21 protein-coding genes are annotated in these 21,773 nt (G+C 66.8%); 5 read left to right on the top strand and 16 right to left on the bottom strand.

The genetic code is table 11. The features are described from left to right. Window positions 1–74 precede the first annotated feature (74 nt). Window positions 75–509 (top strand): Hsp20/alpha crystallin family protein, encoded by a 435-nt coding sequence (locus JN531_RS15815; protein ID WP_228349817.1) that lies wholly within the window; start codon window positions 75–77, stop codon window positions 507–509. Window positions 510–645: 136 nt separating this feature from the next. Next, on the top strand, window positions 646–1,494 hold the full coding sequence (locus tag JN531_RS15820) for a DnaJ C-terminal domain-containing protein (protein ID WP_228349818.1): 849 nt from the start codon (window positions 646–648) through the stop codon (window positions 1,492–1,494). Between the two features lie 24 nt (window positions 1,495–1,518). Here the strand turns inward: JN531_RS15820 and JN531_RS15825 are convergent, their stop codons facing one another. Then, window positions 1,519–2,217, bottom strand: a complete 699-nt coding sequence (locus tag JN531_RS15825; RefSeq protein ID WP_228349819.1) for an SIMPL domain-containing protein — start codon at window positions 2,215–2,217, stop codon at window positions 1,519–1,521. A 106-nt stretch (window positions 2,218–2,323) separates the two neighbouring features. Between JN531_RS15825 and mfd the strand changes: the two genes are divergently transcribed. Beyond that, window positions 2,324–5,665 (top strand): transcription-repair coupling factor, encoded by a 3,342-nt coding sequence (mfd, locus tag JN531_RS15830; protein ID WP_228349820.1) that lies wholly within the window; start codon window positions 2,324–2,326, stop codon window positions 5,663–5,665. Next, entirely contained in the window at window positions 5,665–6,273 is a 609-nt protein-coding gene (locus JN531_RS15835; RefSeq protein WP_228349821.1) for a CsiV family protein, read from the top strand. The genes mfd and JN531_RS15835 overlap by 1 nt, the downstream gene beginning before the upstream one ends. Window positions 6,274–6,288: 15 nt before the next feature. Here JN531_RS15835 and JN531_RS15840 read toward each other — a convergent pair whose 3' ends face one another. The 9 genes from JN531_RS15840 to cysM form a co-directional block, all read right to left on the bottom strand. Next, entirely contained in the window at window positions 6,289–7,245 is a 957-nt protein-coding gene (locus JN531_RS15840; protein WP_228349822.1) for an SPOR domain-containing protein, read from the bottom strand. Window positions 7,246–7,273: 28 nt separating this feature from the next. Beyond that, the gene (locus JN531_RS15845; RefSeq protein ID WP_228349823.1) at window positions 7,274–10,159 is read right to left on the bottom strand and encodes an EAL domain-containing protein; all 2,886 of its coding nucleotides are present in this window, start codon (window positions 10,157–10,159) and stop codon (window positions 7,274–7,276) included. Further along, entirely contained in the window at window positions 10,156–10,905 is a 750-nt protein-coding gene (locus tag JN531_RS15850; protein WP_228349824.1) for an S-methyl-5'-thioinosine phosphorylase, read from the bottom strand. The genes JN531_RS15845 and JN531_RS15850 overlap by 4 nt, the downstream gene beginning before the upstream one ends. After that, window positions 10,902–11,465: a hypoxanthine-guanine phosphoribosyltransferase gene (locus JN531_RS15855; RefSeq protein ID WP_228349825.1), complete on the bottom strand. Its 564-nt coding sequence runs from the start codon at window positions 11,463–11,465 to the stop codon at window positions 10,902–10,904. Before JN531_RS15855 ends, JN531_RS15850 begins: the two co-directional genes overlap by 4 nt. Beyond that, complete coding sequence (gene nagZ / locus JN531_RS15860) at window positions 11,462–12,442, bottom strand: beta-N-acetylhexosaminidase (protein WP_228349826.1); 981 nt, start codon at window positions 12,440–12,442, stop codon at window positions 11,462–11,464. Before nagZ ends, JN531_RS15855 begins: the two co-directional genes overlap by 4 nt. Then, window positions 12,435–12,914, bottom strand: coding sequence for a L,D-transpeptidase (locus tag JN531_RS15865; protein WP_228349827.1), 480 nt, complete (start codon window positions 12,912–12,914; stop codon window positions 12,435–12,437). The genes nagZ and JN531_RS15865 overlap by 8 nt, the downstream gene beginning before the upstream one ends. After that, a complete protein-coding gene (locus tag JN531_RS15870) occupies window positions 12,907–13,392 on the bottom strand; it encodes a CYTH domain-containing protein (protein WP_228349828.1) in 486 nt (161 codons plus the stop codon). Before JN531_RS15870 ends, JN531_RS15865 begins: the two co-directional genes overlap by 8 nt. Window positions 13,393–13,457: 65 nt before the next feature. After that, a complete protein-coding gene (rlmD, locus tag JN531_RS15875) occupies window positions 13,458–14,777 on the bottom strand; it encodes a 23S rRNA (uracil(1939)-C(5))-methyltransferase RlmD (protein ID WP_228349829.1) in 1,320 nt (439 codons plus the stop codon). Continuing rightward, window positions 14,774–15,664, bottom strand: coding sequence for a cysteine synthase CysM (gene cysM / locus JN531_RS15880; RefSeq protein ID WP_228349830.1), 891 nt, complete (start codon window positions 15,662–15,664; stop codon window positions 14,774–14,776). Before cysM ends, rlmD begins: the two co-directional genes overlap by 4 nt. Window positions 15,665–15,712: 48 nt before the next feature. On the opposite strand from cysM, the gene JN531_RS15885 reads away from it, so the two are divergent. Continuing rightward, the gene (locus JN531_RS15885) at window positions 15,713–17,968 is read left to right on the top strand and encodes a hybrid sensor histidine kinase/response regulator (RefSeq protein WP_228349831.1); all 2,256 of its coding nucleotides are present in this window, start codon (window positions 15,713–15,715) and stop codon (window positions 17,966–17,968) included. Here the strand turns inward: JN531_RS15885 and acpS are convergent. From acpS to JN531_RS15915, 6 genes are read right to left on the bottom strand one after another with little or no spacing between them, the layout of a single operon-like run. After that, complete coding sequence (acpS, locus tag JN531_RS15890; protein WP_228349832.1) at window positions 17,930–18,340, bottom strand: holo-ACP synthase; 411 nt, start codon at window positions 18,338–18,340, stop codon at window positions 17,930–17,932. The two genes, JN531_RS15885 and acpS, sit on opposite strands and share 39 nt — an antisense overlap. After that, the gene (locus tag JN531_RS15895; protein WP_228349833.1) at window positions 18,337–19,089 is read right to left on the bottom strand and encodes a pyridoxine 5'-phosphate synthase; all 753 of its coding nucleotides are present in this window, start codon (window positions 19,087–19,089) and stop codon (window positions 18,337–18,339) included. Before JN531_RS15895 ends, acpS begins: the two co-directional genes overlap by 4 nt. A gap of 9 nt (window positions 19,090–19,098) precedes the next feature. Next, window positions 19,099–19,818: a DNA repair protein RecO gene (gene recO / locus JN531_RS15900; protein WP_228349834.1), complete on the bottom strand. Its 720-nt coding sequence runs from the start codon at window positions 19,816–19,818 to the stop codon at window positions 19,099–19,101. A gap of 1 nt (window position 19,819) precedes the next feature. Further along, on the bottom strand, window positions 19,820–20,704 hold the full coding sequence (gene era / locus JN531_RS15905) for a GTPase Era (protein ID WP_228349835.1): 885 nt from the start codon (window positions 20,702–20,704) through the stop codon (window positions 19,820–19,822). Beyond that, on the bottom strand, window positions 20,697–21,401 hold the full coding sequence (gene rnc, locus JN531_RS15910; RefSeq protein ID WP_228349836.1) for a ribonuclease III: 705 nt from the start codon (window positions 21,399–21,401) through the stop codon (window positions 20,697–20,699). Before rnc ends, era begins: the two co-directional genes overlap by 8 nt. Further along, complete coding sequence (locus tag JN531_RS15915) at window positions 21,398–21,769, bottom strand: DUF4845 domain-containing protein (RefSeq protein ID WP_228349837.1); 372 nt, start codon at window positions 21,767–21,769, stop codon at window positions 21,398–21,400. Before JN531_RS15915 ends, rnc begins: the two co-directional genes overlap by 4 nt. Window positions 21,770–21,773 lie beyond the last annotated feature (4 nt).

A 21,773-nucleotide genomic window follows, 5' to 3' on the forward strand; every position in this document is an offset into this window, starting at 1 on the left:
CGTCGACTCTTGAAAACGCCCAGGCCACACCCATTTCAAGGGGGTACCTGTTACACCCCTTCAAGGAGGTTCCCATGAGTCTGATCCGCTATGAGCCCTGGACCCTGCACCGGGAGCTGTTCAATGAATTCAACCGTTTCGTCGAGCGCACCGCCAGCGACGCCAGCAGCGGTGCCACCGCTGACTGGGTACCGCCGGTCGATATTGAGGAGTACGCCGACCGCTTCGTGATTCACGCCGATGTTCCCGGCGTCGATCCGGCCAGTATCGAGGTGACGCTGGAGAAAGGTGTGCTCACCCTGTCCGGCACCCGTGCCCGACCGGTGGAGCAGGACGGGATCGAACACCGACGCAGCGAACGCGTCAACGGTCGATTCCATCGCCGCTTCACGCTGCCGGATACCGCCGATGCCGAGGCGGTCAGCGCCAGCGGCAAACTTGGCGTGCTGGAAGTGGTGATTCCCAAGCGCGCGCAGGAGCAGCCCCGCCGCATCGCGGTCACCCACTGACGGCGTGAGGGTCTGGTGACGGCTACACTGCCGTCATCGTCGGCGCCGGCGAACCGGTTGGCCGCGACCTGGGGGGCGCCATCAGGCGCCCCCTTTTTGTTGCACTGATATTTCCAAGAACACTGCTTCAGCCGCCATGGACTACAAGGACTACTACAAGATTCTCGGGGTGCCGCGCAGCGCCAGTGCGGACGACATCAAGCGCGCCTATCGCAAATTGGCGCGCGAGTTCCACCCCGATCGCAACAGCTCGCCCGATGCCGAAACGCGCTTCAAGGAGGCCAATGAGGCCAACGAGGTGCTGAGCGACCCCGAAAAGCGCAAGGCCTACGATGCCCTCGGCAGCAACTGGAAACAGGGGTCCCGGTTCACCCCGCCGCCCGGCTGGGAGGGCAATTTCGGGGGTGCCGCAGGCGGCGGCTTCTCCGATTTCTTCTCCACCCTGTTCGGCGGCGGCGTCGGTGGCATGGGCGGCATGGGCGGGTTCGAGGGCGCGCGCGCACCTCGCGACAGCCGCGCCAGCCTCAGTATCCAGCTGGAAGACAGCTTCGAGGGGCGCAGTCGGAATCTGACCCTCAATGGCCGCCAACTGTCGGTGCGGATCCCGAAGGGCATCACCGCCGGTCAGACCATTCGCCTGAGTGGCCAGGGCGGTCATGGCGGTGATTTGCTGCTGGAGGTGCAGTTCGCCAACGATCCGCGCTTCTCGGTGGACGGTCGCGACATCCAGCACACCCTCGAGGTGCCGGCATGGACCGCCGCGCTGGGCGGGGCCGTCAACGTGCCGACGCTGGGCGGAACGGTGGAACTGAAAGTGCCCGCCGGCAGCCGCAGCGGCCGCAAGATGCGCCTGAAAGGACGCGGTCTGCCCGGCTCGCCGAGCGGCGACCAGATCGTGACGCTGGCGGTCCATGCCCCGGCCGCCAACACGCCGGCGCAACGACAGGCCTACGAGGCCTTGCGGGCAGCATTCGACGGGACCTGATTCAGCGCTCGCCCGCGGGCGTCATCAGTCGAGCCGGTATTCCACCGTCGACACCACCCGCACCACTTTGATATCCGGGGTCCCGGCATCGCGGTCGGAGATGGTGATGACCCCCTGATTGGCATTGCGGATGCCGCCGACCTCGCTGTTGGAGTCGGTGGCGAACTGCTCCGCGGCGCGACGGGCGTTGCCGGTGGCCTCGGCAATCAACTGGGGCTTGATCTCGTTGAGCCCGGTGAACACATATTCCGGCGGCGGGCTGTAGGCCGCAAAGACCACGCCCTGCCGCACCAGCTCGCCAGCGTTCTGCATCGCCCGCTTGACGCCCTTGGCGTCGTTGCTGCGCACCGTCAGGGTGGTCTCGGCGCGATACCGGAAACGGTTGGCGCTGGCATCGCCGTAGGCTTCGGCGCGGAAGTCCTGCAGCCGCGGCGGGCCACTGGACACCTCGACATCCTCCAGCCCCTGCTGGCGCAGGAACGCACGGACCTGCTCGGCATTGCGCTCCAGTGTTGCGTAGAGCGCCGGCAGCTCATTGGCCGCTTCGACGAAAGTGATCGGCCAGATCACCAGATCGGCCGGCACTTCAACTTCCGCCAGGCCCTTGACGGTGACGTAACGGTCGGCGGTGCGTAGTGCGCGCAGGCCGTCGGCCACCCACCAGCCACTGGCGGCAAGGGCAGCCGCAAGGGCCAGTGAACCCAGGGTATTGGGTGCGGACATCGGGGGCTCCTCCAGTTTCAGATACGACAGCCTAGCGCGTACACCGCCCGGCTGCGGGACCGGGCCCGTACAATGCCGCCCCACCCCGCGTTCCGACCCACCCGCCGTGACGATCCCGCTGTACGCCCTTGCCGCCGCCGAGCACGCGCTCGCGCATCCCAGCCTGACCGTCCTGGTCGCCGCCAACGAGCAGCAGGCCTACCGGCTCGAAGAGCATCTGCGATTCTTCCTGGCGGATCGCCATCCGCTGATTCACCTCGCCGATACCGAGGTGCTGCCCTACGACCCCTTCTCGCCGCATCAGGAGGTCCTGTCGCAGCGGCTGGCCGCATTGGCGGCGCTGGTGGACCGGCAGCCGGCCCTGCTGCTGGTCACCGCCGACAGCTGGCTGCAGCGACTGCCGCCAGCGGCCTGGCTGGGGGGGCGCCGGTTCGATCTTCGCGTGGGGGATCGTCTGGCGGTTGACCCGTTCCGGGCGCGGCTGGTGGCGGCCGGCTATGCCGCCGTTTCCGAGGTCCAGACCCAGGGCGAGTTCGCCGTCCGCGGCGCCTTGATCGACCTGTTCCCGATGGGCTCGGAACAGGCCTTCCGCATCGACCTGTTCGACGAAGACATCGAGTCGATCCGCACCTTCGACCCGGAAACCCAGCGCAGCCAGGACAAGGTCGAGGCGATTCACCTGCTGCCGGCGCGTGAGTTCCCGAGCGACCGCGACGGTATCGACGGCTTCCGTCGCCGCTACCGCGAATATTTCCCCGGGGACCCGGCGCGCAGCCGCATCTACAGCGAGGTGAGCCAGGGTCAGATGCCGGGCGGCATCGAGGCCTACCTGCCGCTGTTCCACACGGACACTGCGAGCCTCGCCGACTATCTGCCCGACGATGCGCACCTGATGATGACGGCGCCGCTGGCCGAACAGCTGGAGCAGGACTGGCTGCAGATCCAGGATCGCTTCGAACGCTATTCCGGCGACCTGACACGGCCGCTGGTGCGCCCGGATGACCTGTACTTCCCCCCATCAGTGGCGCGTCGCGCGATGGCGGCATTCCAGTGGGTCGAACCCCCGACCGGGCTGGCGCCGCTGGTCGAACCGGCCGAGACGCTGATGACGCGGCTGGCGGACAGTCCGCTGCGAACCCTGTTCGTGGCCGAATCCGCGGGACGTCGCGAAGCCCTGCTGGAGCGCCTGCGACGCCAGGGGCTGGTGCCCCGCGCGGTGGCCGACTGGCCTGCGTTCACGCAAGACCCCAGCCGCTTCGCCATCACCCTCGGGCCGGTGGACGAGGCGGTGACCCACCCCGAGGCGGGCTGGCGCGTGATCGGCGAGGCAGCGCTCACCGGACGGCCGCTGCCGGTGGTGCGCCGGGCGCGCGCCACCAAGGTGCGGGATCCCGACACCCTGCTACGGGATCTGTCCAGCCTGCACCTGGGCTCACCGGTGGTGCATGTCCAGCATGGCGTCGGCCGCTACGCCGGCCTCACCACGCTGGAGGCCGGCGGCGCGCTGGCGGAATATCTGGTGCTGGAATACGCCGGCGGCGACAAGGTGTATGTGCCGGTCGCCTCGCTCAACCTGATCCACCGCTACACCGGCAGTGAAGAGGACAAGGCGCCGCTGCACAGCCTCGGCTCCGAGCGTTGGAAGAAGGCACGCGCCAAGGCACGCGAGAAAGCCCATGACGTCGCCGCCGAGCTGCTGCAGATCCAGGCCCGTCGTCTGGCCAAGCCGGGCGAGCCAATCGTCTGGGACGATGACGACTACCAGCGCTTTTGCGCCGGCTTTCCATTCGAGCCGACGCCGGACCAGCAGACCGCGATCGAAGCGGTGTTGGCGGATCTGGCCTCCGACAAGCCGATGGACCGGGTGGTTTGTGGCGACGTCGGCTTCGGCAAGACCGAAGTCGCGCTGCGCGCCGTCTTCGCCGCCGCCCGCGCCGGACGCCAGGTCTGCCTGCTGGCACCGACCACGCTGCTGGTCGAGCAACATGCCAAGAACTTTGCCGATCGCTTTGCCGACTGGCCGCTACGGGTGGCCGCGCTATCACGCATGCGTACCGGCAAGGAGCAGACCGCCCTGCTGAAGCAGCTGGAGGAGGGTTCTCTCGACGTGATCATCGGGACCCACCGTCTGCTGCAGCCCGATATCCGCTTTCACAAGCTCGGCCTGGTGGTGGTCGATGAGGAGCACCGCTTCGGCGTCCGCCACAAGGAGACGCTCAAGAATCTGCGGGCCAACGTCGACCTGCTGACGCTGACCGCGACACCGATTCCGCGCACCCTCAACATGAGCCTGGCCGGCTTGCGCGATCTGTCGATCATCGCCACCCCGCCGGCCTCGCGCATCGCCATCAAGACCACCGTCGCAGAGTGGGACAACGCGCTGGTGGTGGAGGCCTGCCAGCGCGAGCTGCGTCGCGGCGGCCAGATCTACGTGCTGCACAACGAGGTCACCAGCATCGAGCGCTTCAGCGCCAATCTGCGCGAACTGGTGCCCGAGGCCCGTATCCGCGTCGCCCACGGCCAGATGCGCGAACGCGAGCTGGAGCAGGTGATGCTGGATTTCTACCACCAGCGTTTCAATGTTCTGGTGTGCACCACCATCATCGAGTCGGGCATCGACGTCCCCAGCGCCAACACCATCCTCATCGACCGCGCCGACAAGCTGGGGCTGGCACAGCTGCACCAGTTGCGGGGCCGGGTCGGCCGCAGCCACCACCGAGCCTATGCCTATCTGCTGGTCCCCAGCCTGCGCGGCCTCAGCGCCGACGCGCAGAAGCGCCTTGATGCCATCGAAAGTCTCGGCGATCTCGGCTCCGGCTTTGCCCTGGCCACTCACGACCTTGAGATCCGTGGTGCCGGTGAGCTGCTGGGCGACGATCAGTCCGGCCAGATCGAGGAGGTTGGCTTTACCCTTTATGCCGAATTGCTGGCGCGTGCGGTCAAGGCGATCCAGCGTGGCGCCCTTGACGACAGCCCCTTCGGCAGCAGCGAGTGTGAAGTCGACCTCGGAATCGCCGCGCTGATTCCCGACGACTATGTACCCGATATCGCCACCCGGTTGACCCTCTACAAGCGAATCAGCGAAGCCGAAAGTGCGGATATCCTGGCCGAGCTGAGGGTGGAAATGATCGACCGCTTCGGCTTGTTGCCGCCGCCGGCCGAGCGCCTGTTCGATCAAGCCAACCTGCGAATTGCGCTGGCCACCCGCGGCTTCCGACGGCTGCGAATCGGTGAGCGTTCGGCCACGCTTGATTTCGGGTCCGCGCCCCGCTTTGATCCGCTGCAACTGATCAAGCTGATACAGACCGATCCGCGGCGCTATAAGCTTGAGGGCCAGAAGTGCCTGCACGTCTATCTCGATTTCGCCGAGCCGGCGACCCGCGCCGAACGCCTGATGCCGCTGTTCGACGCGCTGCCACCCGCTCCCCGTCCGGAGGCCCCCGCCTGATGTCCCGCATGCTGTTCTGCCTGATGCTTGTCCTGGCGTGGCCGGCACACGCCGAGACCCAACGTTACCGCGTCGACCTGATCGTCTTCATCGATCTGCGAACCCCCTCGGAGCCGGCCGACGCTGCGCGCATGCCGCCGCCAGACAGCGCCCTGTCGATCGACGATACTGCTACGCTTGCCGCCAGCGGCATCACGGTGCTGGCGGACACGGCGTTCGGACTCGACACCGAGTGGGCGCGGTTGCGTAACTCACGCAATCTGCGCCCGCTGGCGCGCCTGGCCTGGATCCAGCAGGCGCCACCGGCGGATCGGGGGCCGCGACTGCGTTTGCGACAGGGTGAGCCGATGTCGGTGACGGTCGCCGACACCCTGCTGCCGGTGAGCCTGTCGTCACTCGAGGGCAGCGTGGCGTTGCGGCGCAGCCGCTTCCTGCACCTGGATGTCGACCTGCATTTCACCGAAGAACAGGTGGACGGCTGGCGCCAGTACCAACTCCGCGACACCCGACGCATGCGGCGCGACGAACTTCACTATCTCGACAGTCCCAAGCTCGGCGTACTGGCGCGCGTCACGCAGGTCGACGAGCGGACGACGGACACCCCTTGAGCGGCCGTCTCCGGGTCAGCGCAGGGTCTGGATCCAGGCGCTCTCGACCTCGGCCTCACGTGCCAGACGCGCGACCAGAGCCTTCGCCTCGCCCACCGCCATCAACCCGCTGAACTGCACCCGGAACCAGGTCTTGCCGGCAACATCTGCAGCGACGATGCGATGGCCCTGGAAGCCCCGTGACGTCAACGTCTCGCCAAAGGCGACCGCCAGCGGTCGTTTCGGAAATGACCCGGCATTCACCACCCAGCCCCGTGCCGGCGCAGGGGCCGCCACCGGCCCCCGAGCTACCCGCAAGGGCACCGTCGGGGTCCCGTTGATGGCGCGATTCATCGCGGCTGCGAATGAGGCCGAGCGGCTGGCCTCCGGCGCCTTGGTGGCCACCGGCAGCGGCACGCCACCCTGCAGTGAGACCGCCAGCCGTCGCAGCGCGGTTGCAGCCGTCAGGGTTTTCGGGGTGAAGGCCAGCGGCCGCGGCGGCTGTCCGATCTGCAGGCGGTGGCAGCTGCGTCCCGCTACCTCCTGGGGCGCCCGGCGACCCCGTACTGCGATCGCAGCACGGCCGGCAATGATGCAGAACAAGGCCTGGCCCTGGTGGGCCTCGACCAGATAGTCACCCTGGGCGAGATTAAGCCGAACGCCGCTGAGATCAACCACCACCGGCCACGCCTGCCGTGACACGTCCGTTTGCCAGCGCAGCCGCAGATATCCCGACGCCAACGCCACCTGGGTCACCGCTTCGGGCGCGTCAGCCGACGGCAGGGCGAGCAACGACAACTCGGCGTCGCTCCCCAGTTCAAGATCGCCGACGCCGGCAAGACGAACATCGGCACGTCCGGTAGCGGCCGTGCGCACACGATCGCCCACGACCAGCGTCGCACCATCAGCGAGTGCTACCGCTGGCCCCGAGCCACCCAGCCGCTGGATATCGTTTGCATCGCGCAGCGTCGCTGCGTGGCTGCTGACCGCCACCAGACACAATGCAAGCCACCATCGCCGACTAGCCGCCGCCACCGCCACCGCCCTCACCCAGCAATTCGCTGAAGGGGCGACTTCGCGAAATCGCCCAGCCCTGCGCATAGTCCACCCCCATCGCGGCCAGCGTCTTCAACAGTTCCGGCTCTTCGACGTGCTCGGCAATGGTCTTCAACCCCATCTCGTGCCCGATGCGGTTGATCGCATCCACCATGCCGCGATCGACGCGACTCTGCAGCATCGAGCGGACAAAACTGCCATCGATCTTGATGAAGCTGACCGGCAGGTTGCGCAGGTAGGAGAACGACGCCATGCCGGCACCGAAGTCGTCAAGTGCAAACCGGCAGCCGACATCGGCCAGACGCTGGATGAATCGCCGTGCCTCACTGAGATGGGTGATCGCCGCCGTCTCGGTGATCTCGAAGCACAACTGTTCCGGCGCCACGCCATAGTGATCGAAGCGCGACAGCAGATACCCAACGAACTTCTCGTCGTTGACGGTCAGGCCCGAAAGATTGACCGCGTAGAGCACACCGTCGACCGGGCGCTGGGCAATCCCCGCCAGCGCCGCGTTGACGACCCAGCGGTCGAGCGCACCCATCAGAAAAAACCGCTCCGCCGCCGGGATAAACAGGTTCGGGGGCACCAGTTTCCCGGGGGTATCCTCATCACGCAGGCGTACCAGCAATTCGCGGTACACCACCTGCGTCGGCTCGCCACACCGCACCACGTCCTCGTAGTGCAGCTCGAACCGGTGGTGATCAAGGGCGCGGTTGATCCGCGCAACCATGCCCATCTCGCCCTGCCGCCGTGAGAACTCGTCACTGACGCCAGCCACCCGCAGACGATCACGGCCGGCATCCTTGGCGGCGTAGCAGGCAGCATCCGCTTCCGACAACACTCTGGCGGCGCCGGCGGTATGCGCATCAATCGGCACCGCGCCGATGCTCAACGTCAGGCCATAGGCGCGACCCTCCCACTGAAAGCGGAACTGCCGCGCGGCCTCCATGAGCCCCTCGACCAGACGCAGGGCCTCATCGGTTTCGAGGCCGTCGATGAGGATGCCGAACTCATCACCACCCAGGCGCGCGAGGGTATCCTGCGGCCGCAGTCGGCCGCGCAGCAGGCTGGCGAACTGACGCAACAGCTCATCACCCGCAAAGTGACCAAGGGTGTCGTTGATCACCTTGAATTGATCGAGATCCAGATACGCGAACAGGTGCCGCACCTGTTGCCGTCGTGCACCCAGCAAGGCGGTCGACAGGCGCCGCTCGAACTCGTCACGGTTGACCAGGCCGGTCACCGGATCATGAGTGGAACGATAGGCCAGCTGTTCGGCCAGCAGGATCTGCTCGGTGGTATCGGCGATGACCACGATCGCACCCGCACCGGCTTCGTCGAGTGCCAGTGCATCCACACGGACACTGATCCGGCGGCCGTCGCGTGCAACCAGTGTGCAGTCTTCGCGACTCAGGGCCTGCGGCGTCGCTGACAGCACCGCCAGCAGCAGCTGGTCGACCGCCGTGCCGCCGGCATCCAGCAGCCGCAGTACCCGTTCATAAGGCTGTCCCAGTGCTTCGTCGCGCCGCCAACCGGTCAATCGTTCGGCGGCACCCGAGAATTCGACGATATGACCTTCGCCGTCGGTGGTGATCACCGCTTCCCGCAACAGCGCGCCGATCATGTTCAACCGCCGCTGATTGGCGGTCAGGGCCGGGGCCCCGTCGGCCGCGGCTGGCTCGGGCCGCAACACCAGCAATGCGTCTGCCCCCAACGGGCGGGTACTGACCCGCACCGGCTTGAGGCCTGACACCGCACGCACCATCGCCTTCTTGTCGTCTTGTTCGCTGCCGACATCCGAAAACAGAGCATCGGGTTGCAGCCAGACCCGTGCGTCGCTGTTCACCAAATGGTCGAGGGGCCGATTGACCAGGCCGCTGAAGGCGGGGTTGGCCGTCACCACGCGACCCTCGCTGGTCACCACGACGGCGGGCTCCCGCAACACTGACAGCAGCGCCTCGGCGGCAGGGATCGCCGCCGGTTGGGGACTGTGCCGACGCTGGCGCCGTTCGACCCGACGAAACAGCACGGGCAAGGCGATATCGCGATCGTCCGGGTGAGCGGCAAACAGGTCGGGGTGTACCAGTGCGCGCTCGCGGGCGCCGACCAGCAAGTGGCCTTGCGGGTGCAGCGCGCCGTGCAACGCCTCCTGAACCTGACGCTGCATGGGCAGTGCAAGCCCTTCAAGGACGCTACGGCAGCTGATCAAATCGATCCCGTTAAGGGGCGGCGGCTCGACCACGTCGTGCAGCAAAAAACTGCAGCGTTCGAGCAACGCCGGCTGCAACGTGGCACCGCCGTCGGCGTCGGCCAGCAGCTGTGACCGCAGGTCCGACGGCACCGCGCGCAACTCCGACGCGGAAAGACGGCCACTGCGTGCAAGGGCCAGCGCCTCGGGATCAACATCGGATCCCAGCAGGCGCCAGCCGGCAGCGGCAGGACTGTCCTGGAGAACGTGCCCCATCAGCAGGGCCAGGGCGACAACTTCTTCCCCGGGGCCGCACCCGGGCACCCAGACCTGCGGTCGCGTGCAATCGGCAAACCATCGAGGTAGGGCGCGTGCGAGGGCAGCATGAAGTTCGGGGTCACGAAAGATCTGTGCTTGCGGTAACAGCAAATGCTGTGCCAGCAGTTGCAGTTCCTCAGGCTGCTGTGACAGCAGATCGGCATAGGCTGCAAGTGATTCCAGCGCCTGCCGCCGCAGACGCTTGTCGAGCCGACGCAGGACGCGGGTTCGCGGCAGGCTGGCGATCTCGACCGCCGTCTGTTCACTCAGCATCCGGTCGATACGCCGGAACGCGTCTGCGTCCTCGGGTGCCAGCTCTGTCTGCGAGGCCGAGGCCGGGCTCATGGCTGCCGCTGCAGCAGGTCGCCCAGCAGACGCCGCACCTGCGCCATCCCGGTCTCGATCGACTGGGCGATCTCGGCGTGAATATCACCCTCGCCCATCACTCCCGCTCCCCAGTTCACCGACACTGCCAGACAGGCGTAGGGCAGTCCGCGCTCACGCGCCAGAGCCGCTTCGGGCATGCCGGTCATGCCGACCATGTCACAGCCGTCGCGGGCCATGCGGCGGATCTCGGCGGCGGTTTCCAGGCGCGGGCCCTGGGTCACCCCGAGCACGCCCTCGCCGGCCAACGCCACGCCACTGTGGCGGGCGCTGTCGCGCAGCGACTGGCGCAACGCGGCGTCATAGGGGGCAGTGAACTCCACATGGTCGAGCGACGCGCCGTCGCTGCCGTCGGCATAGCTGTGCGCCCGCCCCCAGGTGTAGTCAATCAGGTCCGCCGGCAGCGCCAGCGCCCCGGGGGGGAACCAGCGCGCGATACCACCCACCGCAGCGATGGCCACCACGCCCCGCACCCCGAACTGCGCCAGGGCGGCGATGTTGGCGCGGTAGTTGATTGCATGTGGCGGCAACCGGTGGCCCTCGCCATGGCGCGCCAGGAACACCACCGGATGTCCCCCGATTTGGCCTTCCTGCAGCGGCGCCGACGGTAGCCCCCAGGGTGTCTCAAGGCGATGGTGGGCGACCGTGGTCAGCCCCGGCCATTGGTTCATGCCGGTGCCGCCGATGACCGCCAGCGGTGCCTTCATGTCGATGCCCCTGCCAACCGGACGGCGTAGATGGCGGGGAGATGGCGCAGATATTCCTTGTAGTCCATGCCGCAGCCGAACACGTAGCGGTCGGGTACGGTGAGGCCGATGAATTCGGCCTTGACGCCGGGCGCCTTGCGCTTGTGCAGCTTTTCGGCCAGCACAACCGTCTTCAGACTGGCGGGCCGTTGACCGAGAATGGCAGACTGAATCGCAGCCAGGGTATGGCCTTCATCGAGGATGTCGTCGATCACCAGCACATGACGGCCTTCCAATGGGGTACTCGGCTCCGCCTTCCACACCAGCCCTGCACCTACCGTCTCACCGCGGTAACGGGTGGCATGCAGGTAATCCAGCTCGAAGGGGAAATTGAGTCGCTTGATCAACTCGGCGGTCGGCACCAGGCCACCGATCATGGTGCACAGCAATAGCGGATCGAGCTGCCCGTACTCGGCGCGCACGGCGCGGGCCAGACGATCGTAGGCGGCCCCGACAGCGGCAGCATCATGCAGACAGTCGGCGTTCTGCAACACTGCCTGGGCTTCTTCATAGCGGCTCATGACGAACTCCCTTGCGCGGGCCGGCGGTACAGCGTCTGCAGGCGGACGCTGGCGGTGGGGCGGGGTCGCACGTTGCGCAACGCGTCCACCAACCCAAGCGTAGCAGCCCGATCGTTGCACACCAGCAACATGTCCGACCCGGCATCAAGTGCCATCCGCGCGCGCGTTTCCATGTCGCCGATGGCGGCCGCCCCGCCCATCGACAGATCGTCCGAAAACACCACGCCCTGAAAGCCGAGCTGCTTGCGCAGGATGTCCTTGATCCAGCGACGCGACAACGATGCCGGCGTCGGATCCACCGCGGTGTAGCGTACATGCGCGGTCATCAGTGACTCGATGCCGTCTTCGATCAATGCCCGGAACGGCATCAGCTCGGTACGCTCGATCTCCGCCAGCGACCGACGATCCACTGGCAGTTCGTGGTGGCTGTCGGCCGTCACTGCCCCATGTCCCGGGTAGTGTTTGCCGGTGGCGGCGAGGCCGGCGGCGTTGAGACCGCTGCGAAAGGCCCGGGCCAGTGCCACCAGGGTGTCGCGGTCATCGGCGAAAGCGCGGTCGCCGATCACACCGGACACGCCATGGTCGATATCCAGCACCGGGGCAAAGGGCAGATCAATACCGAAGGCGGCCAACTCGTCGCCGATGGTGCGCCCCACCGTGCGCGCCTCGTCCAACGCCATCGGCGCCGACTCCTGATAGCGCTGCCCCAGGCTGCGCATCGCCGGTAGACGGCTGAAGCCGACGCGGAACCGCTGGATTCGCCCCCCTTCATGGTCCACCGCCACCAGCAACCGCGGCGACTTGATGCCGTGAATGTCGTCACAGAGGCGCTTCAGTTGCTCAGGATCGCGATAGTTGCGGGTAAACAGGATCACCCCGCCGACCAACGGATGGGCCAGCAGCTCGCGGTCTTCGGGCGTCAATTCCAGCCCGCCGACATCAATCATCAGGGGGCCGATCAAGGGAGTGTCAGGCATGCAGGTAAACCGGCGTACCCGGCCGGATGCGGTCGTAGAGTTCAATGATGGCGTCATTCGCCACGCGGATGCAGCCCTTGGAGCCAGGCGTGCCGAGGGCGGTGACGGGCGGCGTACCGTGCAAATAGATGTAGCGACGAAATGTATCGACACAGCCCAGTCGATTGAAGCCCGGCTCGGTGCCCGACAACCAGAGGATACGGGTGAGGATCCAGTCGCGGCCCGGCTGCGCGGCGTGCGCTTCGGCGGTCCACAGCTCGCCGGTCCAGCGCCGACCGCGCAAGACGGCGTTCTCCGGCAGCCCGGCTCCGATCATCGCGCGCACCCGGTGCCGACCGCGCGGTGTACAACCGGAGCCATTGATCTCGCCGATGCCATTGGCACCGGTCGACACCGGCACCACCATCCGATCACGGCCGGCCTCGACCAGCCGCAACTGCTGGGCGCTGAGATCGATATCGATTTCAACCACGTTCCCTGGGGCTCCACTGTGAAAAGGGGCGCAAGGCCAGTTGATGGTTGTAATACCGGGAGAGTTCGGTGACCTCCTGCCCCAGCCAGTCCGGCGTGATGATGGTTTGATCGACCGTTGCGAGCTCCACCTCTGCGACGACCAGGCCGTCGTTCTCGAGATGAAATTCGTCAATCTCCCAGGTCAGTCCGTCGCGCTCGATGAAGTGACGGGTCTTCTCGACCCGACCGACCGACAGGGTGTCGAGCATCTCCTGCGCATCCATCAGCGGCACCGGGTAGTCGAACTCGGCACGGGCTGCACCCACCACCGCCGCCTTGATGTTGAGGCGCGCATCGTCGCCCGCCACCCGCACGCGGATGGAGGTACGCCCCCCGGTGTCCACCAGATACCCCTGGGCCATCCGCCGCGACCGACCGACCTCGCTGCGCCAGGCATCAGAGCGAAGCAGGAATTTTCGTTCGATTTCTAGCGGCATGGAGAGGCCATGAGGGGTTGAAGATGCGGCATTGTGCCGATGGCGGACGGGATCGACCCGGTGACTCAGAGACGCTCGAACAAGGCCATCGATTCGACATGGGCGGTGTGCGGGAACATATCCATGACCCCGGCCCGGGTCAGACGATACCCGTGATCACGAACCAGCGTGCCGGCATCGCGCGCCAGTGTGCCCGGATGGCAGGAAACGTAAACAATACTGCGCGGCTGTTTGGCGGCGATCAGCGGCATCATGGCTTCGGCACCACTCCGGGGCGGATCGAGCAGAACGCGATCAAAATCGCCGGCGAGCCAGTCAGCATCGGCCCCACTGGTGAACAGGTCGGCTTTCTCGAAGCGAACGGTCAGGCCGGCACGGGCAGCATTGTCACGGGCCCGTTGCACCAGTCCGGTGTCGCCCTCCACGGCCACCAATTCGACCCCATGTCGCGCCAGCGGCAGCGAAAAATTGCCGAGGCCGCAAAACAGTTCAAGGATACGCTCGCCGGCGCGCGGTGCCAGCCATTCGATGGCCTGATTGACCACCCGCTGGCTGATGAAGCCGTTGACCTGGATGAAATCGGCGGGCCGGAACTGCAGCCGCAGGTCAGACCCATCCGGCGAGTAGTCCAGAACCTGCGCCGGCGGCGTCAGTGGCGTAATGCTGTCGAGCCCGCCCGGCTGCAGCCGGATTTCCAGACCGGTATCCAGCGCCAGCTGCCGCAGGATCGCGAGGTCCTCCTCGCTCGGCGGCGCCAGCACCCGCACGGCAAGACAAACGTGGTCAGCGGCAGCCATCTCGATTTGCGGAATGCGGTCGGCAATGCTCATGCGCGCAAAGGCATCGGCCAGCACCCGCAGGCGCTCGCCGACCCGGGGATCGAGCACCGGGCAGGACTGCAATTGGGCCAGAAAGTGGCTGCGGCGCTCGCGGAACCCCACCAGCACTCCCCCCTTTTTCGGGACCTTCTTGACGCCGATGCGGGCGCGTCGCCGGTAGCCCCAGACCGGGCCGGTAATGGGGGGCGCCACGGCCTCCGGCGTGACCTGGCCGATACGCGCCAGGGCATCGAGCATCTGTTTCTGCTTGAAGCGGATCTGCGCCTCGGGCGCCAGGTGCTGCAGGGCACAGCCGCCACAGAGACCGAAATGGGCACAGCCGGGTTCGACCCGATCTGGACTGGCAACCTCCACCGCGACCGTCTGCCCCTCGTCGGCAGCGCGCCCGGTATCGACATAGCGAAAGCGCACCCGTTCACCGGGGAGGCTGTCGGCAATGAAGACCACCTTGCCGTCGAGCCGTGCTACCCCCCGACCGTCTTCCGCCAAATCCACCACCTCGGCAAGGAATTCACCCTCGGGCGGGCGCCGATTGCGACGCCTCATGCCGGAAACAGACCGGTGGAGATGTAGCGATCCCCCCGGTCGCAGGCGATCGACACAATGGTTGCGCCCTGCACACGCTGGCACAGCTGCAAGGCGGCCCACATGGCACCGCCCGACGATGGCCCGCAGAACAGCCCCTCGATCGAGGCCATCTCGCGCATCACCCGTTCAGCATCGGCCGTGGCGACCTCGATGACCTCATCGACCCGCGGCCGCTCAAAGATGCGCGGCAGGTAGGCCTCCGGCCATTTGCGGATACCGGGAATGGATGACTCGCCATCGGGCTGAACACCGACGATACGAATATCAGGGTTCCGCTCCTTCAGGTAGCGCGAACAGCCCATGATGGTGCCCGTTGTCCCCATGCTGGAAACAAAATGCGTGATCGAGCCCCCTGTGGCCTCCCAGATTTCCGGTGCTGTGCCCTCGTAGTGCGCGCGCGGGTTGTCCGGGTTGGCGAACTGGTTGAGCACCCGCCCACGACCTTCGGCTGCCATCCGGTCGGCGAGGTCACGTGCGCCTTCCATGCCCTCTGCCTGGCTGACCAGCACGATCTCGGCGCCAAACGCCCGCATGGTCGCCCGGCGCTCCGCGCTCATGTGTGCCGGCATCACCAGCACCATGCGGTAACCCAGCACGGCCGCCGCCATCGCCAGGGCGATACCGGTATTTCCCGAGGTCGCCTCGATCAGGGTGTCGCCGGGATGGATCTCGCCGCGCTCCTGCGCGCGCCGGATCATCGAGTAGGCCGGCCGGTCCTTGACCGAGCCCGCGGGGTTGTTGCCTTCCAGCTTGGCGAACAGGCGGTTGTCGCCAATTCCGGGCAGCCGTGTGAGTTCAACAAGGGGGGTGTTGCCGATGGTGTCAGCAAGCGTCATGGTGTGCATGGACGGAATCGTAACCGACCGGCCGCCCTGCGGCGAAAATGAACTGTCATGACCTCGCTAGCCCTCCTCCGCCGCTGGTTCCCGTTCGCCATCTGGTTTGTGCTGCCGTTGCTGTGGCTGGCGGCCGGCGGCGCCGCGCTGCTGATGTTGCTCGACCCCGCCGGACTGTCGCTGGGTCTGCGCCTTCTGCTCGGGGGCATCTGGGTCGGAACCGCGCTCCTGTTGGCCTGGGTCGCGACGCGACTGGCGCGCCCTTGGCGCGTCCTCGCCACCGTAGCCCGCTACCTCGCCCAGGGACGTCGCGAGCGGCGGGCGCCGGCCGACCTGCCGGCGTACGCGCAGGCCGTGGCCGAGCCTCTCAACGAGGTGGGCCGGACCATCACCCAGTTGCGCGACCACCAGGACACCCTGGTCATGCAGACCACCGCCCGGCTCAAGGCCGACCAGGAGCGGTTGCAGGAGATGAATGCCGAGATGCGACGTGCCCTGCACACCACCCAGGCGGCAGCCCGCTCGCAGTCGGAATTGTTCTCCAATCTGTCGCATGAGCTGCGGACACCGCTCACCGGGATCCTCGGCTATGCAGACCTACTGCGCCGTTCCACGCTCGATGCGGAACAGGAACAGTACGTCGCCACCCTCGACAAGTCGGCGCGCGGCATGCTGACGATGATCAACGACCTCCTCGACTGGAGCCGTATCGAGGCCGGACGCCTGCGCCTGCACGAGGAGCGCTTCGAAGTTCACGACGTCATTGAAGATGTCACCACACTGCTGGCGCCACTGGCCTACGAAAAGTCGCTGGAACTGGTCCGCATCGTCTATCACGACGTCCCCCAATGGTTGTCCGGCGATGCCCAGCGCTTGCGGCAGGTCCTGACCAACCTGTTGTCGAATGCCATCAAGTTCACCGAGCAGGGCGAAGTGGTGCTGCGGGTGATGCGCGAGCGCGAGGATGAACGGCATCTGTGGTTGCGACTGACGGTGGCCGACACCGGCATCGGTATCTCTGCCGAGCAGCAAGCCAATCTGTTTCAGCCGTTCCAGCAGGCGGGGCCGAGCAGCGGCGGCAGCGGCCTGGGGCTGTCGATCAGTCGAAAGCTGACAGAGCTGATGGGCGGCAACGTGACGCTGGAAAGTACCCTCGGCAGTGGCTCGATCTTCAGCGTGCTGGTGCCGCTGCGCCTGCCGGCCGACGCCAGCAGCCGCGACCTGCCCGACCGCCGTCTCGCGGAACGCACGGTTTGGCTGTTGGAACCCCACGATACGGCACGCCTGGCGCTCACCCACAGTCTGGCCTTCTGGGGACTCAACGTGGTGCGCTTTGAAACCGCCGAAGCCCTCAACGAGCGCCTGCAGCTGGCCCACAACCTGCCGTCGCTGGTGGTGGTCGGGCTACGGCCCGCCGATGTGGAGCGCCTGCGCCCGGTGCTGCAACGTTGCGCGGAACACCGCCCCCCGCTGTTGGCACTGGTGGCCTCGGCTTCGCTGGACGTGCAACTGCGGGTGCGCGCTCTGGGGGCGGCCGCCTGCCTGCCGAAGGCGGTCGGTCGGCAGACGCTGCTGCAAACCCTGCTCGACCTCAGCACCGAAACCCGAACCGAGCGTCCGCTGAACGGCCGCCGGGCGGTGGTGGCCGACAACAATGTCGCCAACCTGCGGTACCTGTCGCTGCTCTGCGTCGACCTCGGTCTCGACGTTCTGGAGGCACGCGACGGCGCCGAAGCCCTGGCCTTGTGGCGCGAGCACCGCCCCGAATTCGTGCTGCTGGATGGCCGCATGCCGCGGCTTTCTGGCGCCGCTTGTACCGAGGCCATACGCGGCAGTGAGGGCGGTGACGGTGCCCGCATCGTGGCGATCAGCGCCCATCTGGAGCCCGAGGAGCGCCGCGCCTTTCTGGATGCCGGTGCCGATCATATTCTGCTCAAGCCCTTCGACGAACGGCAGTTGTTGCACGCCCTGCAGCCGGGCCAGCAGTCGCGTCCCGCACCGTCATCGCAACTGCTGGTGGAAGACCCCGAGCTGCTGCAGCTGCTGGCCGAGGAGCTACCCTTGCAGCTGGAAGAACTCGACGCTGCCTGCGAGCGCGACGACCTGCCTGCCGCCCGCGAGGCGGCCCATCAGCTGCGCGGGACCGCCGCGTTCTATCATCTCGGTGACCTCCGACAATGCGCCGGAACCCTCGAGCAACGCCTGCAGCAGGTCGATGCGGTAGCCGAGGTCAAGGCCGAATGTCAGGCCATCCGCAGTGCCGTCGGCCGTGCCCTAAACGATCTCCAGCGGCGGCGGGCGTCGCGGGCCTGAACCCTCAAGCACCACGGTGGCCAGCACCCAATCGTCCTGATCGGTCAATGCCAGATGGGCCAGCTCGATCCCGCGGGTCTGCAACACCCCCGCGAGCCGGGCGCTGAACACCAGTCGCGGCGCCCCGTTGACGGCGCGCAACACACCGCTGTCGACGTGGCTGACGCCGCGAAATCCGGTCCCCAAGGCTTTCACCAGCGCCTCCTTGGCGGCAAAGGCCTTGGCCAAGCGGTTGACCGGGTCGGTCACATCCGCCAGCGCCGCCTGTTCGGCCGGCATCAGCAACTTGTGGCAGAAGCGGTCGCCATGCCGCTGCCAGACCGCCGCGATGCGCGAGGTACGAATCAGGTCATTACCGAGCCCGAGGATCATGCGGCGATCACACGCGCCTCGGACATCGCGCGCCGCATTTCCGCGACCGCTGCCGGCAACCCGACCAGAATTGCGCGGGCGATGATGCTGTGGCCGATGTTGAGCTCCACCAGTTCCGGGATGCGCGCGATCGCCGCCACGTTGTCGAGGTGCAGCCCGTGGCCGGCGTGCACCTCCAGACCCGCCGTCAGGGCCTGCCGCGCGAAATGGCGAATCCGCGTCAGCTCCACGCGCTGCGCCTCGCCACCGGTATCGGCGTAACGGCCGGTGTGGATCTCGACCTGCGGCGCGCCGACCTCAACGGTCGCCGCCAGTTGGTCATCATCGGCATCAATGAACAGCGCCGGAACGATCCCCTCGGCCATCAACCGACGACAGGCGTCACGCACGGCGGTGCGATGCCGCACCACGTCGAGGCCGCCCTCGGTGGTGACCTCTTCGCGTCGCTCCGGTACCAGACAGGCGAATGCCGGTCGGGCGCGACAGGCCAGCGCGATCATTTCGCCAGTGACTGCGATCTCGAGGTTCACCGGTACCGGACTGCGGGCCACCAGCCGCACCACGTCATCGTCCTGGATGTGACGCCGGTCCTCACGCAGATGGATGGTGAGGCTGTCAGCGCCTCCGCTGGCGGCAATCAGACCGGCCTCGACCGGATCAGGATAAGCCGTACCGCGTGCCTGCCTGACGGTGGCCACGTGGTCGATGTTGACGCCCAGACGCAGTGGGGGAATGACGGCGGAATGCATGAGCCGATCTCAACGGGAGGGGGCCGTATTATCGCCGAGCCGGGCCCGCAGGCGCCGCAACAGCAGCGGCGTCTGTAACGGTCGTCCGCCCAGGGCGGCGTCGAGTATGGCACGGAGCAGTTGCCGGGCCTCACGCCCGGCTGCGTCCGGCAACGGCTGGTCGGCCAGCAACCGCTCTACGGTGTCGCCCGACACCGATCCACGCCCGTCCGGCTGCAGTCCGACCTCGGCGGTCCAGCGGTAGCGCTGCGCCCGACGCAGATCATCCGGCGCCGCCAGGCCGAAGCCGATCTCGTCGAGCAAGTGGCGCTCGAAGTGGCGCAAGGCGTCGTCGGCAGCCGCGTCAGGCAGCCTCAGCAAGACATGGGCGTACACCGGAAACAACCGGGGGTGGGGGTCATCGCGGGCCAGCAATTTGAGCAACAGCTCGTTGACATACCAACCGTAGAACACCCGCTCACCCGTCAGCGGTGTCGGGGTGCCATCGGCCTCGGCAAGGCTCAGGGTCTGCAGTTCACCACGCCCCTGCAAACCGACCTGCAGCGGCACGAACGGCTGCAGCAATCCGCGCATGCGGCTGCGGGGCCCGCGCGCACCGCGGGCAATGGCACCCACCCGCCCACGGTGCTGGGTGAACAGTTCGATCAGCAGCGAGGTATCGCCATAGGGTCGCGCCTGCAGCACATACGCTGGCGTCAGTGGCCCGGGCCCCGACTGCCCTGCCGCCATGTCAGTCGCCGCCAATACCGAACTGTTGCAGCGAGCGCATGTCGTCGCTCCAGTTCTCGCGCACCTTGCACCACAGCTTCAGATACAGCTTGCGGCCCTGCTGACGCTCCCATTCGCGGCGGGCGGCTTCACCAATCTTGCGCAGCTGCTCGCCTTTCTCGCCGACCACGATGCCCTTCTGCCCTTCACGTTCGACCCAGATCACCGCGTGGACGCGATCAAGACGACCTTCCTGTTCGAACGACTCGATGCCGACAGTGGTGGCGTAGGGCAACTCCTGGTGAAGGTTGCGCACCAGCTTCTCGCGAATCAGTTCGGCCAGGCCGAAGGCATCGTCATACCCCACGACCATCTCTTCGGGATACAGCGGCGGGCCCTCGGGCATCCGCGCCATCAATTCTGTCAGCAGCGGATCGAGATTCTGCCGTTTGATGGCCGACAGCGGCACCACGAACGCAAACGGATGCCGGGCCGACAGTTCCGCCAACAGCGGCAGTAGGGTCGCCTTGTCGGCGATGCGATCGATCTTGTTCACCACCAGCCCGACAGGGGTTTGCAGCCGTGCAAGGCGTGTCAACACGGCCGCATCTTCGTCGGTCCAGCGACCGGCCTCGACCACGAACAGCACCACATCGACATCGGCGAGCGCACCCACCGCGGCGTCATTCATCACCTGGTTGAGGGTGCGCTTGCCACCAAGGTGAAGGCCCGGAGTATCGACGAAGACGATCTGGCCTTCGGGCCGGTGCACCACACCCTGGATGCGGTGCCGGGTGGTTTGCGGTTTGTGGCTGACGATGCTCACCTTTCGCCCGACCAGCGCGTTGACCAGCGACGACTTGCCGACATTGGGACGACCGACCACCGATACCAGTCCGCTATGCATCACCGTTCTCCTGCGGGACCGGTCGCATGACCACCCCCAATTGTTCAAGCAGCAGACGCGCCGCCCGCTGTTCTGCCTCGCGCCGGCTGCCCGCTTCCGCCTCAGCGTGTCGCGGGTCGCCCGCCAGTGTGCAACGGACGGTAAAGCGGCGGCGATGTGGCGGTCCATCAGCCGCCAGTACCTGATAGCCCGGCAATGCCAGCCCCTGTCCCTGCAGCCATTCCTGCAGGCGGGTCTTGGGGTCCTTCAGCGATTCAGGGTCCGGCAGCGCCTGCAGCCGCGCGGCGAACCAGTCCAGGCAGCAGCGCTGTGCGGCCTCGAAGCCGCCATCGAGCCAGATCGCGCCGAGAAGCGCCTCGAGCGCGTCGGACAGAATCGAGTCGCGACGGTGACCGCCGGTTTTGCGCTCGCTCTCACCGAGCCGCAGCAAGCTACCGAGCTCAAACCCGCGGGCGATACCGGCGAGTGTCGCCTCGCGCACCAGACTGGCCCGCAGACGTGACAGCGCACCCTCGTCATCTCGTGGCCGACACGCATAAAGCGCGGACCCGATGACAGCGTTGAGCAGACCATCGCCGAGGAATTCGAGCCGCTCATTGTTGCTGCCACCGCAGGACCGATGGGTCAGCGCCTGTTCCAGCAGCGCCGGCGACTGGAACTGATAGCCGATCGCCGTCTGCAGCCCCGCAGGGGTCAAAGGCCCGCGCCTGACATCGGCACGCTGTCCTCGAACTCCAGCACCAGCGACACGTTGGCGACCAGGTGACGGCGTGCCTCGTAGTAATAGCTCAGCTGGCGGCCGCCACTGGTCCGCACCACGCGGACTTCCTTGGGGCTCAGCTCCTCGATGCTCTCGATATCCCAGTAGCGCTGCAGACCCTTGCGAACCTCGGTGACACTACCTGGGGCATCAAGGGCAACCGCATTGACCGCACGTGCGATCTTCATCTGGTTGAGATAGACCGGCAGGCAGGTGAACACCAGCAGGGTGACGATGCCGATGCCAGCGAACAGGCACAGCATCCCGAACCAGCCGAGACCACGTTGTTGTTGACGATTGAGCATGACC

Origin of the sequence: Flagellatimonas centrodinii, from assembly GCF_016918765.2 — a bacterium.
Taxonomy (GTDB): Bacteria; Pseudomonadota; Gammaproteobacteria; order Nevskiales; family Nevskiaceae; genus Polycyclovorans; species Polycyclovorans centrodinii.